General features: G+C 73.0%; 12 protein-coding genes. 9 read left to right on the top strand and 3 right to left on the bottom strand.

The features are described 5' to 3' along the window. The first annotated feature begins 288 nt into the window (after positions 1 to 288). Both ABT154_RS14260 and ABT154_RS14255 read left to right on the top strand, forming a co-directional pair. A complete protein-coding gene (locus tag ABT154_RS14260) occupies positions 289 to 3,009 on the top strand; it encodes an alpha/beta fold hydrolase (RefSeq protein WP_351856913.1) in 2,721 nt (906 codons plus the stop codon). Then, on the top strand, positions 3,006 to 3,911 hold the full coding sequence (locus tag ABT154_RS14255; protein ID WP_351856911.1) for an ABC transporter permease: 906 nt from the start codon (positions 3,006 to 3,008) through the stop codon (positions 3,909 to 3,911). The genes ABT154_RS14260 and ABT154_RS14255 overlap by 4 nt, the downstream gene beginning before the upstream one ends. Before the next feature lie 75 nt (positions 3,912 to 3,986). Here the strand turns inward: ABT154_RS14255 and ABT154_RS14250 are convergent, their stop codons facing one another. Beyond that, positions 3,987 to 4,706 carry a helix-turn-helix domain-containing protein gene (locus ABT154_RS14250; protein ID WP_351856909.1) on the bottom strand — a complete coding sequence of 240 codons (720 nt, stop codon included), beginning with the start codon at positions 4,704 to 4,706 and terminating at the stop codon, positions 3,987 to 3,989. A gap of 389 nt (positions 4,707 to 5,095) precedes the next feature. Between ABT154_RS14250 and ABT154_RS14245 the strand changes: the two genes are divergently transcribed. The 3 genes from ABT154_RS14245 (at position 5,096) to ABT154_RS14235 (ending at position 9,089) form a co-directional block, all read left to right on the top strand. After that, entirely contained in the window at positions 5,096 to 5,563 is a 468-nt protein-coding gene (locus tag ABT154_RS14245) for an anthrone oxygenase family protein (RefSeq protein WP_351856907.1), read from the top strand. Between the two features lie 309 nt (positions 5,564 to 5,872). After that, positions 5,873 to 6,757, top strand: a complete 885-nt coding sequence (locus tag ABT154_RS14240; RefSeq protein WP_351856905.1) for an AfsR/SARP family transcriptional regulator — start codon at positions 5,873 to 5,875, stop codon at positions 6,755 to 6,757. Between the two features lie 169 nt (positions 6,758 to 6,926). After that, positions 6,927 to 9,089: a helix-turn-helix domain-containing protein gene (locus tag ABT154_RS14235; RefSeq protein ID WP_351856904.1), complete on the top strand. Its 2,163-nt coding sequence runs from the start codon at positions 6,927 to 6,929 to the stop codon at positions 9,087 to 9,089. Here ABT154_RS14235 and ABT154_RS14230 read toward each other — a convergent pair. Then, the gene (locus tag ABT154_RS14230; RefSeq protein WP_351856902.1) at positions 9,062 to 10,324 is read right to left on the bottom strand and encodes an IS701 family transposase; all 1,263 of its coding nucleotides are present in this window, start codon (positions 10,322 to 10,324) and stop codon (positions 9,062 to 9,064) included. The two genes, ABT154_RS14235 and ABT154_RS14230, sit on opposite strands and share 28 nt — an antisense overlap. A 364-nt stretch (positions 10,325 to 10,688) precedes the next feature. Here ABT154_RS14230 and crcB (ABT154_RS14225) point away from each other — a divergent pair, with 364 nt between their 5' ends. Continuing rightward, positions 10,689 to 11,183, top strand: a complete 495-nt coding sequence (crcB, locus tag ABT154_RS14225; RefSeq protein WP_351856900.1) for a fluoride efflux transporter CrcB — start codon at positions 10,689 to 10,691, stop codon at positions 11,181 to 11,183. After that, the gene (gene crcB / locus ABT154_RS14220) at positions 11,180 to 11,533 is read left to right on the top strand and encodes a fluoride efflux transporter CrcB (protein WP_317873353.1); all 354 of its coding nucleotides are present in this window, start codon (positions 11,180 to 11,182) and stop codon (positions 11,531 to 11,533) included. The genes crcB (ABT154_RS14225) and crcB (ABT154_RS14220) overlap by 4 nt, the downstream gene beginning before the upstream one ends. A gap of 8 nt (positions 11,534 to 11,541) precedes the next feature. Here crcB (ABT154_RS14220) and pucL read toward each other — a convergent pair whose 3' ends face one another. Further along, positions 11,542 to 12,459 (bottom strand): factor-independent urate hydroxylase, encoded by a 918-nt coding sequence (pucL, locus tag ABT154_RS14215; RefSeq protein WP_351856898.1) that lies wholly within the window; start codon positions 12,457 to 12,459, stop codon positions 11,542 to 11,544. Between the two features lie 434 nt (positions 12,460 to 12,893). On the opposite strand from pucL, the gene kdpF reads away from it, so the two are divergent. Both kdpF and ABT154_RS14205 read left to right on the top strand, forming a co-directional pair. Further along, positions 12,894 to 12,983 carry a K(+)-transporting ATPase subunit F gene (gene kdpF / locus ABT154_RS14210; RefSeq protein WP_033204243.1) on the top strand — a complete coding sequence of 30 codons (90 nt, stop codon included), beginning with the start codon at positions 12,894 to 12,896 and terminating at the stop codon, positions 12,981 to 12,983. Between the two features lie 8 nt (positions 12,984 to 12,991). Beyond that, positions 12,992 to 13,333: potassium-transporting ATPase subunit KdpA (locus ABT154_RS14205; protein ID WP_351856895.1), on the top strand; the 342-nt coding region annotated here is incomplete at its 3' end.

Raw genomic sequence — 13,333 nt, 5'->3', positions numbered from 1 at the left:
CAGCACCCCGCCGCCCCGTACCGCGCCCGCGGTACGGGGCGGCGGTGTCGTACGACCCCAGGAGGTCGGGCGGCTCAGCCCCCGGGCAGCCGTACCGCACGGCCGGGGCGCCCGAGGGCCTGTCTTTCGGATCATGCCGGGCTCGCGGGGCCTGGCAGGCACGCTCGCCGCGTTGTCGTCGGTCGCCAACGCTCCGCGTTGACTTCCTCCTCCGCCTTGCGATCGCACGCACCAGGCCCCGCTCCCTGATCCGGCCTGATCCACACGACAGGCCCTAGGCTCGACACCATGCGACTCCGACTTCCCCGGTGGGCCGCGGTCACCGCCGTCCTCGCCGTTCTCGCGGGTGCCGGCACCTGGACCGCCGTCGCCTCGGACGATCCGCCGCCCGTGCACCGCGCGGACCGGACGCTCGACATCGACGGCGCCCGGCTCGACACCTCGTACTTCACCGGCGACGGTGACGGGCGCCGGCCTGCCGTCCTCCTCGGCCACGGCTTCGGCGGCTCCAAGGACGACGTCCGCGCCCAGGCCGAACAGCTCGCCCGCGACGGCTACGCCGTCCTCACCTGGTCCGCCCGCGGCTTCGGCGCCTCCACCGGGCGGATCGGCCTCAACGACCCCGCGTACGAGGTCGAGGACGCCCGCAAGCTGATCGACTGGCTCGCCGACCGCCCCGAGGTCCTGCTCGACAAGCCCGGCGACCCGCGCGTCGGCGTCACCGGCGCCTCGTACGGCGGCGCGATCTCCCTGCTCGCCGCCGGGCACGATCCGCGCGTCGACGCCATCGCGCCCCAGATCACCTACTGGAACCTGGCCGACGCCCTCTTCCCGAACGGCGTCTTCAAGAAGCTCTGGGCCGGGATCTTCTTCTCGGCGGGCGACCGGCCCGCGGTGGGAGCCGGGGCAGGAACCGGAGCAGGAACCGGGGCAGGAACCGGAGCAGGAACCGGAGCCGGGGCAGGAGCCGCCGCGCCCGGGGCGGCCGACGCCTGTGGGCGCTTCACCCCCGAACTCTGCGCCCTCTACCAGCGCGTCGCCGTCTCCGGGAAGCCCGACGCCGCCGCCCGCGCCCTCCTCGAAGCCCGCAGCCCCTCCGCCGTCGGCGCCCGGATCAAGGTCCCCGCCCTCCTGGTCCAGGGCCAGTCCGACTCCCTCTTCACCCTCGCCCAGTCCGACGCCATGGCCCGCACCCTCACCGCCAACGGCGCCCCCGTCGCCGTCGACTGGATCTCCGGCGGCCACGACGGCGGCGACCGCGAGACCGAACGCGTCGAACGCCGCATCAGCACCTGGTTCGACCGCTGGCTGAAGCGCGACACCTCCGTCGACACCGGGCCCGCCTTCCGCGTCAGCCGCACCGGAGGCGTCGACTCCACCGACGGACAGGCCACCCTGCGCGCCGCGACCGACGACCACTACCCGGGCCTCACCGCGGGACCCACGGCCGTGGCCCTCGCGGGACCGCCGCAGACCTTCACCAACCCCGCCGGCGCCGCACCGCCCGCCGTCTCCGCCGTCCCCGGCCTCGGCGGCGGCATCGCCGGACTTTCCTCCCTCGGCGTCGGCCTCTCCCTCGACTTCCCCGGCCAGCACGCCCGCTTCGACGCGAAACCGCAGACCGGGGCCCTGCGGATCACCGGCACACCGACCGTCCGCGTCAAGGTCACCTCCACCGCCGCCGACGGCTCCGCCGTCCTCTTCGGCAAGGTGTACGACGTCGGGCCCGACGGGCGTCAGCAGGTGCTGCCCGCCCAGCTCGTCACCCCCGTCCGCGTCGACGGCGCCAAGGCCGGGAAGAGCGTCACGCTCACCCTCCCCGCCATCGACCACGAGGTGGAGGCCGGGCACCGGCTCCGGCTCGTCGTCGCCGCCACCGACCTCGGCTACGCCTCCCCGGTGGTCCCCGCCGGGTACACCGTCGCCGTCGAGGGCCCGCTGACCGTCCCCACCGCGCCCGGCCTCGCCACCCAGGCCGCCGGCTTCCCCTGGTGGGTGTGGGGCCTGCCGCTGCTCGGCCTCGCCGTCGCCGCCGCGCTGCTGCTCACCGCCCGGCGCCGCACCGCCGCCCCCGCGCCCGACCCCGGACTCGTCTCCGTACCCCTCCAGATCACCGGACTGTCCAAGAAGTACAAGGGCGGCGACAGGTACAGCGTCAAGGACCTCTCCTTCCGCGTCGAGCAGGGCCAGGTGCTCGGCCTCCTCGGCCCCAACGGCGCCGGGAAGACCACCACCCTGCGCATGCTGATGGGCCTGATCACCCCCGACGAGGGCGAGATCCGGGTCTTCGGCCAGGCCATCCGGCCCGGCGCCCCGGTCCTCTCCCGGGTCGGCGCCTTCGTCGAGGGCGCCGGCTTCCTGCCGCACCTCTCGGGCCGGGAGAACCTGGATCTGTACTGGAAGGCCACCGGCCGCCCCGCCGAGGACGCCCACGTCGTCGAGGCCCTGCGCATCGCGAACCTCGGCGGCGCCCTGGAACGCGCCGTCCGCACCTACTCGCAGGGCATGCGGCAACGCCTCGCCCTCGCCCAGGCCATGCTGGGCCTGCCGGACCTGCTGATCCTGGACGAGCCCACCAACGGACTCGACCCGCCGCAGATCCGCGAGATGCGCGAGGTGATGATCCGGTACGCGGCAGGCGGTCGTACCGTCATCGTCTCCAGCCACCTCCTCGCCGAGGTCGAGCAGTCCTGCACCCACCTCGTCGTCATGGACCGGGGACAGCTCGTGCAGGCGGGACCCGTCGCCGAGATCACCGGCTCCGGCGACACCCTCCTGGTGACGCTCGGGGCGCCCGTCCCGGACGCCCTCGTGGAGAAGGTCGGCACCCTCCCGGGCATCGCCGGGGCCACCCGGACCGACGGCGGCATCCTGGTCCGCCTCGACGGCCTCGCACCGACCGCCCTCATCGGCGAACTCGTCGGCCTGGACGTCCCCCTGACCGGGGTCGGACCGCACCGGCGCCTCGAAGACGCCTTCCTGACCCTGATCGGAGGCGGAGCCGCATGAGCCCGCTGCTCGACACCGCCACGACCGCCGACGCCGACGGGACCGGCGCGACCCCGCCGGACTCCGCCCCCGGCTACCGCCCCGGACGCACCCTGCCCCTGCGGGTCGAAGCGCTCCGGCAGTGGAAGCGCCGCCGCACCCTGGTCATGGGCGGCATCCTGGTCGCCCTGCCGTTCGTCCTGATGATCGCGTTCGCCGTCGGCGGCGGGCCGGACGGCGGCGGCAACAGCCGCATCACCCTGATGGACACGGCGACGGCCTCCGGCGCCAACTTCGCCGCGACCTGCCTCTTCGTCTCGGCCGGCTTCCTCCTCGTCGTCCCCGTCGCCCTGTTCTGCGGGGACACCGTCGCCTCCGAGGCGAGCTGGGCCTCACTGCGCTACCTCCTGGCCGCGCCCGTGCCCCGGTCCCGGCTCCTCGCCTCCAAGCTGGCGGTCGCCCTCGGCTACAGCGCGGCCGCGATGGTCCTGCTGCCGCTGGTGGCCCTCGTGGCGGGCACCGTCGCCTACGGCTGGGGGCCGCTCCAGCTACCCACCGGGGGCTCGGTGCCCGCCGGGGACGCGCTGCTCCGGATCGCGGTCGCCGTCGTGTTCGTCTTCGCCTCCCAACTGGTCACGGCGGGGCTCGCCTTCTGGCTCTCCACCCGGACCGACGCCCCGCTCGGCGCGGTCGGCGGCGCCGTCGGCCTGACCATCGTCGGCAACGTCCTGGACGCCGTCACGGCCCTCGGCGACTGGCGCGATTACCTGCCCGCGCACTGGCAGTTCGCCTGGATCGACGCGCTCCAGCCGCAGTTGGAGTGGGGCGGCATGGTGAAGGGCACGGCGATCTCCCTCACGTACGCCCTCGTCCTCTTCGCCCTCGCCTTCCGGGGCTTCGCCCGCAAGGACATCGTGTCCTAGCGCACGTACCCGAAGGCCCAGGCCGGGGCGCCGGGCACGTATCCGAAAGCCCCCGGCCGGGGCCTCGGGGTCTCGTCACAGCCACCCCCTCCGAGCCGCTTCCGCGCCCGCGCGGAAGCGGCTCGTCGTGCCAAGGGCCGCCATCAGCTCGCCGACCCGGCGGCTGTACGTCCGCGCCGACATGCCGAGCCGGGTCGCCGCCGTCTCGTCCGTGAGCCCCGACAGCAGGGCGTCGAGGACCGGACGCAGCTGCGGCGGCAGATCGCGGGGCGGCGGCGGGGGCGGCGGTGCGTACGTCAGCTCCTCGGCCGCCGCCCAGCAGACATGGTGCGTCCGGACGAGGGCCTGCACCACCACCGGGTCCCGGATCAGCAGCAGCCCGTTGTAGAGGAGTTCGAGGTCGAGCGGGAGCGCCGCCACCGTCCGGTCGACCACGATCATCTTGAACGGGATCGAATCCGCCAGCCTGGCCCGTCCCGGTATCCGGACGCCCGACTCGATCCGGGGCAGCGCGTGCCGCGGCACGATCCTCCTGACCTCGCCGGCCCGCTCCGCCGCGGCCCGCATGCACGCTCCCGCCAGCCGCAGGAACGGCTCGGGGATCGCGCAGCCCGCGGACGCGACCGGGTCGTCGAAGGTCAGCAGTTCGTACCGGGTGGAAGCGGCCAGCCCGGCGAGCGCCGCGCTGATGCGCCGCGCACCCCGGACCGGGCGCCCCGCGGGCCGCTGTCCCTCGGTCGCGGCCCGGTTCATCGCCGAACGGGCGAGCATCACGGAGCCCGCGCTCTCTGCCACCGCTGACCACCCCCGCCCGATCGATGTCCACTCCATGTACGCATGTGACTGCACACGGTGACAACCCCTGTTGAGAAGGATGGCGAATCCATGCCACACCACGTCACCCGGGTCGCCGTCGCCGCAGCGAGATTCATCCGCAACACCTTCGACCGCTCCTGGCGGGCCTCTCCTTCGTCGGGTTCGCAAGTGCCTTACGGGGAGGGGGAGATGACGGAGAGCGGCCCGACAGTGCGACGGCCCGGCGAGGAACGGGCCGAGGGGGGGCGGTTCTCGGCCACCGTCGCGGGGCTTTTCGTCCGGTACCGGTGTCACGGCCGGCCCGCGAACGCTGACGACTGGTCCGCAAACACCGACGCGGCGGGCGGGCGGCGGGTCAGAATGGCCGCATGGCCACCCTGTTGCTCGCCCTCGCCGTCGGATGCACCGGGCTGTACGCCGGATTCATGCTGATCTTCCAGGCCGGGATCATGCCCGCGCTGGCCCGGCTGAAGGACGCCGAGTTCGTCACGGCGATGCGCCGGATCAACGAGTCGGTGCCGAGGGGCGTGTTCATGGCCGTCTTCCTCGGGGTGGTCGCCTTCCCCGCCGCCGCGTTCTTCGTGCCGGCCGACGGGCGTACGGACACGCAGAAGTGGCTGGTCCTCATGGGACTCGTCGCCGCGGTCCTCAATCACGCGGTGACCGTCGGCGGCAACATCCCGCTCAACACGGCCCTGGCCGCCTCGGAGTCGACGGGCGAGGCCCCGGCCGCCGTCCGCGCCGCCTTCGAGAAGCGCTGGAACGGCTTCCACCGGATCCGTACGGCGCTGGTCGTCGCCGCGTTCGGCCTGCTCGCCGCCGCCGCCGTCCAGTAGGCCGGGCCCGGAACCGTACCCCCCTGCCCGTTTCTGGCGTGAACTCGCGGGTGAGGTCACCTCCCGCTCCCGCGAGGAGCCCGCGAAAGCGTACCTACGAGTCCGGAAACAGTCTTCCGCCGTGTGCCAGTCTCCGCCACTGACGAAATCCCTACGCTCAGATATCCCGACAAAGAGGGTGAATCACCCCGATATCCAGGGTCGGGTTTCCATACCCTCCGGTTTCTTATTGACATGCCTTCGGGGGTCTTTTCTAATCATCGAGAGTCATCCCGCGCGCAGACACCGCACAGGCACTGAGGGGGCAAGGTGGACGTCCGGATCCTGGGGGGACTGTCGGTGCGCGAGCACGGGGTGTCGATCACCCCGACGGCCGCCGCACCCCGGCAGCTCCTCGCCCTGCTCACGGCCAGCGCCGACCAGGTCGTCCCCGTGACGGTCCTGACCGAGGAGCTGTGGCCGTCCGGCGCGCCCCGCGGAGCCCGTACCGAACTCCAGTCCCACATAGCCGAGTTGCGCACCCTCATCGCGGGTGCGCTGCGCGGCGCCGACCCGGCCGAGCCCCGGCCCGGCGGCTGGTCCGACCGGCGCACCGCCGACGCGATCCTCGTCTCCCAGCCCGGCGGCTACCGGCTCGACACCGGCGGCGGCGCCAACGACGTCTGGCAGTTCGAGCGCGCGGCCGGCGCCGGCTACCGGGCCATGGAGGCGGGCGACCTGCCGAGGGCCGCGCTCCGTCTCGGCGAGGCCCTCGCCCTGTGGCGCGGCGAGCCCTACGCGGGCGTCGCCGCAGGACCCCGTATCCGCAGGGAGATCGAGCGCCTCGAAACCTCCCGGCTGAGCGTGCTCGACCAGTGGGTGGAAGCACAGCTCGGCCTCGGCCGGCACGCCGAACTCGTCTCCGAACTCTCCGGGCTCACCGCCCGCTACCGCACCAACGAACCGCTGCACGCCCACTACATCGTCGCGCTGCTGCGCTGCGGCCACCACGACGAGGCCCTCGCCGCGTACGAGCGGCTGAGCGCCTCGCTCCTGGCGGAGAGCGGCATGGAGCCGTCGGCGCGGCTCAGACGCCTCCAGCGCTCGGTCCTCGCCGTCCGGGAGACCGAGATCCGCCCCGTGTACGCTCCCCGCATCCCGGCCCAGTTCAGCCCCACCCGCGCCCGCCTCGTCCCGGCGGGCTCCGTCGGCTGACGGCGCAGGGAACCACGAAACACGCCGGGTGGTCGACGGCGCGGGCACCGGCGGGGAATGAAGTGCGGCAACTCACCGTTGACCGACTCCCGAAGCCGAATTATTTTCGGCGAGCAGTACGGGTTTCCTCCCAGGTGCCCGATTTCGCTCGACCACGGGGGTAGGGGCCATGAGCTTGCACGGCGCGGACGGAGCCGGTGGTGCCGACGCGCTGCTCACGGTCCTCGAACTGCTCGCCAGGCAGGCGCCGCCCGCCCGCTTCGACGCCGTCCTCGCCGAGGCCCGCGCCACCGGCCTCGAAGGCGACGCGCTCGCCCGCCTCGAACGGGCCGTCGCCCTGGCCGGGGAGGCCCACGCGGGACGGGAACGGGAGGCGCGCGGCGACGACCGGGGCGCCCTTGAGCAGGTCTTCCGCGAGCAGGTCTTCGGCGATCAGGACTTCCTCGAACAGGACTTCCTCGAACAGACGGCCCTTGAGCGGGCCGCCCTCGAGCAGGCCGCCCGGCGCGAGCAGGCCGTCCGCGAACAGGCCGTCCGCCGTGAGGCCGGGCTCGCCGCCCTCGCCGACACCGCACGCGACCTGACCTCGTCCTACGACCTCGAAAGCCTGCTGCGGGTCATCACCCGCCGCGCCCGCAGGCTCCTCGGCCTCGACCTCGCCTATGTCACCCTGCGCGGACCGCACGGCGCCTGCTACGTCCACACCACCGAGGGCTCCCGGGCCGGCCGCGGCGCGGGCCCCCGGCTCGCCCCCGGACTCAGGATCGCCGAGGGGTACGGGCTCGGCGGCGCCGTCCAGCTCCACGGCGAACCCGTCTGGACCGCCGACTACCTCGCCGACGAACGCTTCGCGCCCTCCGGCTCCCTCGACGCCGGTGTCCACGCCCCCGCCTTCGACGAGGCCGCCGAGACGGCCCTGCGCGCCGAGGACCTCCACGCGATCATGGCCGCCCCGCTGCGCAGCGGCGACACCGTGATCGGGGCCCTGCACGGCGCCGACCGGCGCGTCCGCGACCACACGGCAGAGGAGATCGGACTCCTCGCCGCCCTCGCGGACCTCGCCGCCCTCGCCGTCGAGAAGGCCGGACTTCTCGACCGCACCCGCGCCGAGGTCTCCGAACTGGAACGGGACAGCTCCCGGGTCCGTACGAGCCTCACCCGGATGCGGCACGTCAGCGAGGCCCACGGCCGCATCATGAACCTGGTCCTCGCGGGCGGCGACCTCTGCAACGTGGCCAAGGCCACCGCCGACGCCCTCGACGCGACCGTCATGATCCGCGACCCCGGAGGCCGTTGCCTCGCCGGCGCCGGGGACCTCCCCGGTCTCGACGAGGAGGCCGTCGCCAAGGCCTCGCTCGACGCGCACGCCCGCCGCCGCCCGGTCCTCGCCGACGACGACACCTGGGTCGCACCCGTCATCGCGGGCTCCGAGGACCTCGGCGGCCTCGTCGTCCGGGCCGCCGGCGGACTCACCGGCGAGGACGAACGGCTGCTCGAACTCGCCGCCCAGTCCGTCGCGTTCCTCCTCCTGATGCGCCGCTCCACCGCCGTCGCCGAAGGACCCGTCCGCGACGAACTCCTCGACGACCTCATCGCCGACCCGCCGCACGCACCGCAGCAGATCGCCCAGCGGGCCCGCCGCCTCGGCGTCGACCTGCGCAAGCCGCACGTCCTCGTGCTCGCCCGGCCGGAGGGCGGCGAACAGGGCAGGGCCGTGGTCTGGGCGTCCTCCTACGCGTACCGCCTCTCCGGTCTGAAGACCGTGCAGGGCGGCTGCATCGTGCTGCTGCTCCCGGGCATCGACGCCTCGGCCGCCGCCCGGGCCGTCGCCGACGAACTGTCCCCGCTGCTCGGGCACCCCGTCTCCGTCGCCGCCGCCGGACCCGCCCAGAGCCCGGACGGCGTCGGACGGATGCACCAGGAGGCCGGCCGCTGCCTGGACGCGATGAGCGCGCTCGGCGGCACCGGCTCCGCCGCCTCCGTGCAGGACCTGGGCTTCCTCGGGCTGCTGCTCTCCGACGACAACGACGTGGACGGCTTCGTCGAGGCGGCGATCGGACCCGTGCTCGACTACGACGCCGAGCGGTTCACCGACCTCACCCACACCCTGGAGGCGTACTTCGCCTCCGGCGGCAGCCCGACGAACGCCGCCGAGGCGCTGCACGTCCACCCCAACACGGTCTCCCGGCGCCTGGAGCGGATCGGCGAACTCCTGGGCCCCGAATGGCAGAAGCCCGGCCAGGTCCTTGAGGTCCAGCTCGCGCTGCGCCTCCAGCGCACCCGCGAACTCCTGGCCAGGGGCCGTCAGCCGGCCGAACGCCCCGAGCCGTAGCCCGAACCGTACGGCGCGTCCCAGTCGGCGGAGGCCAGCACCGTCGCCGCGTGGGCCGCCGACGCCAGCGTGATGTGACGGTGCCAGCCGCGGAACGAACGGCCCACGAAATCCCGCAGCCCCGCCCCCTCACCCACCTCCACGAAGTCCCGCTCCACCCGGCGGGCCAGCTTCGTCAGTCGCAGCAGCGTGCCGACCGGCGACCCGGCCAGATCGCTGATCCACACCCGGGACGGCGCCCGACGGGGGTCGTCCCACTCACCGAGCAGCACCAGCGGACGCATCCGCTCCCCGCCCGGCGTGGGCAGCGCCACCCGCACGGCCGTGGCCAGCGAGGTCCGCGAGGTCCGCGCACCGGCGACCGTGTCCACCCAGCTCACCGGCCTGCGCAGCCCCTTGAGGGACTCCAGGATCTGTACGGCGGACAGCGGACCCGCGCCGAAACCGGGCAGCGAACGGTCCGCGATGGCCAGCCGGGACCCCGGACCGATCCGCGCCACGACCGGCACCCCCGCCCCGGCCAGCCGGGTGAGGGCCGCCCGCCCCGCGCCGCCCCGGATGTCGAGCAGCACCGGCTTGCGGGTGACGTCGGACCAGCGAGCGGTGTCGAGCGCCGCCGCCACCGCGCACTCCTCCAGCGTCTCCTCGCCGGCCTCCTGGGGAACCTCCGCGCGGTCGCGCCGCGTGCGGTCGTTCACCCAGGGGTCCGGCAGGAAGAGACGCCAGTTGACGGGGACGCTCAGCTCGTCGCTCGCGAACCACACCCCGAACGCCTGCTGGCCGTGGAAGACCTGGCCGCGCTCCGGGTCGAAACGCCGGTCCACGCCCACCGAGTGCTCCCCGGCCTTCGGGATCGGCATCGGCCGCACCACCCAGGCCTGCGGACAGCCGTTCCGCTCCAGGTGGCGGGCGAGCGCCGCCCGCATGGGCTGCCAGTCCCAGGTGGAGCTGGACACGAAGTGGTGCAGGCTCTGTTCGGCGGCGGGGCCGCCTATCTGGGCGGCGATGTTACGGATCGACTTGCGGCCCTGCGCGGTGAGCAGGCCGTGCAGATACTGCTCGGCCTTCAGCCGCTGGTCGCGGCGCGGGAAGCCGGAGAACAGCGCGGCACACAGCTCGGCGTAGACGTCCTCGCGCGAGCCGCCCGCGCCGACGGACCTGACGACACCCAGGGGCGCGGCCGGGGGAACGGTACCGGCGGCGGCCCTGCGCTTGGTTGCGACGGATGTACTCACGACACTCCTGCCCGAAGGTTGCGCAGCTCCCTCCCGCTGCTCCACCACCGTCGCCCGTGACCGTATTCCGCGACGAGGTGTACCCGGCACCCGAATCGGCCGCCGGATGGTGGCCTGACCACCTCCCGCCGTGTCGTCGCAGGTCGCGGGGGGCGTCGTCGCTCCCTCGCCGGCCCCTGCCTGAGGAGTCCGGAATACCCCGCGGGGGGATCTGACAGACTCGCGGGCCCGGCTTTGACCCGTCGCACGGCGTGGCCGGACCATCGCAGAGCGAGGCTGCACGGGCCGGACCGCGGTTAATGCCCCAGGCCGGGGACCGCGCCTGTGCGCCTCGCCTCGACCCGCCTGTCATAGGCTCTCGGCCATGGGACTGCGGCGACTGCACGGACTGCGGGGACCGCGGGGACTGCGCGCGGAACCGCCGGTCGTCGTCGCGGTGGCCGTCGGCGGCGCCATCGGCGCGTCCGCCCGCTACGGCGCGGGACTCCTCTGGCCGAGTCCCGAGGGCACCTTCCCCTGGACGACGTTCACCGTCAACGCCACCGGCTGTGCGCTGCTCGGCGTGCTGATGGTCCTGGTCACGGAGAAGCCGACCGAGTGGTCCTCCGCTCCTCCGCACCCGCTCCTCCGCCCCTTCCTGGGCACCGGGTTCTGCGGCGGGTTCACCACCTTCTCGACGTACGCCCTGGAGACCGAGCGGCTGCTGAGCGGCGGCGACCCGACGCGCGGGCTGCTGTACCTGGGCGGGACGGTGCTCACCGCGCTCGCCGGGGTCTGGGCCGGTGTCACCGCCACCAGGTCCGCGTGGCGAAGGGCCGACGGCGTCCGGGCCGCCCGTGAGCGGGCGGGCCGCGCGTGAACTGGCTGCTCGTGGTCGTCGGAGCCGCCGTCGGCGCGCCCCTGCGCTACCTCACGGACCGTGCGGCACGGGCCCGGTTCGGGCCGGACTTCCCCTGGGGCACGTTCCTGGTGAACGTCGTCGGATCGTTCCTGCTCGGCCTGTTCGCCGGAACCGCCTCCGGCCGTGCGTACCTGCTGCTCGGCACGGGCCTGTGCGGGGCCCTGACGACGTACTCGACCTTCTCGTACGAGACGCTCAAGCTGTTCGAGGACGGGGCGAAGCGCCACGCCCTGCTCAACGTGGCCGGGAGCCTGGCCGCCGGACTCGGAGCCGTATGGCTGGGAGTCCGGACGGCCGGGCTGTTCTAGCCAGGGCCTCAGGCGGTGATCCAGTCGCTGGTCGCGATCACCGGCTGGACGCCCTCGCGGTGGATCGTGCCCTCGATGAGGCCGTACATCCGGTCGGCCGCGAAGTACACCTCGTTCTCGTTCTTCAGGCCGAAGGGCTCCAGGTCCACCAGGAAGTGGTGCTTGTTCGGCAGGTTCAGCCGGACCTCGTTGACCGTGGACACGTTGTCGAGGACCCGGTCGGCCATCGCGTGCAGGGTCTGCTGGAGCGAGTAGCTGTACGTCTCCGCGAACGCCTCCAGCATGTGGCGGCGCACCTTCCCGTACGAGCGGTCCCAGTCGTGCTCCGCGTCGGCGGCGGCGGACGCCGAGTTCGCCCAGCGGGCGGTCACCTTGGTGGCCAGGATGCGGTCGTACGCCTCCTGGAGCGTCGTGTACCCGTCCTTGATGAAGCCGTGGAACTCGGAGTTGGTCGAGTTCATGACGGTGAGCTCCCTGAGGCCCGAGAGGACCTGGAGCCCGGTGTTCTCCGAGTAGGTGATCTGCGCGGTGCGGACCTCCTGGCCGTCACGGACGAAGGAGTGCTGCTCCTTGCGCGTGGGGACGGAGATCCGCTCCCAGGCGTACTCCTCGATCCGGATCTGTGCCTCGTGGATCACCGGCTGCGAGTTCACGAAGTGCTCGGCGAGGAGGATGCCGAAGGCCTCGGGGGAGGCCACACCGTGCTCCTTGGCGAAGGCGTACACCGTGTTCTTGGTGGTGTCCGTCGGCAGGCAGTTGCCGTTGTCGCCGGTCAGATGCATCTCGCGGTACTCACCGCGCAGCGCCACCGACACGTTCAGGTCGCGGATCTCGTGCCACGCGCCGCCGTCGCCCTTGCGGGTGACCGTGACGAGGCGGTTCTCGGCCTTGCCGTACTGGTTCTGTGCCAGGACGTGCTTGCTCATGTGCTGCTCAGCTCCTGCGGGTACGTGGATACGGATATCCCGTACGCCCGGCGTCCAGCGTCCCCGTCGTCCCGGGGGTTCCGCTCCCCGCCGTCCGGTCCGTGAACGGCGGACCGCCCCGGGACTGACGAGCATCCCGGTCCGTAGGTTCGGCTCGAAGATATGTCCACTCCCGGCCACTGGCAATGGGGGAGCGGCGGGGAGCCGCAGGTCCCCCGCACGTACGGGACGCGTCAAGACGGGCATTCGCGGCGTTAGGGGCACGTCAACGGAGGCGGTGAGCGGCCCGAGGAGGGGTTTCCTCATCTCGTCAGAGAATCCGTTCTTCCCTCTTCCTTCATCCGGGAGCTCACGATGGCCGACATGGCCTTCGTCGTCACCACGGTCGCGGTCTTCGCGCTGGTGGCCCTCATCGCCAAGGGGGTGGCGAAGCTGTGAGTGCCGAGAACATCGTCGGTCTCCTGGTGGCCGCCGCCCTGCTGGGCTATCTCGTCCTCGCCCTCGTCAAGCCCGAGAGGTTCTGAGTACGACGATGAGTCCTGTTCTCGCTGGGATCCTCCAGCTTCTCGCGCTGGTCGTCGCGCTCGGTCTCTCGTACCGGCCGCTGGGCGACCACATGGCGCGGGTCTACTCCTCCGACCGGCATCTGCGGGTGGAGAAGTGGATCTACAAGGTCATAGGCGCCAATCCGAACGTGGAGATGCGCTGGCCCGCGTATCTGCGGGGGGTCCTCGCCTTCTCCGCCGTGAGCGTCCTGTTCCTCTATCTGCTCCAGCGGCTCCAGGGCGCGCTGCCGGGCTCGCTCGGCTTCGTGTCGATCGATCCGGACCAGGCGTTCAACACGGCCGCCTCGTTCGTGGCGAACACCAACTGG

It is taken from the genome of Streptomyces sp. NPDC001728, assembly GCF_040297565.1.
Taxonomy (GTDB): domain Bacteria; phylum Actinomycetota; class Actinomycetes; order Streptomycetales; family Streptomycetaceae; genus Streptomyces.
The sequence above is the reverse complement of the archived record's forward strand: the minus strand, read 5'-3'. Positions and strand labels throughout refer to the sequence as shown.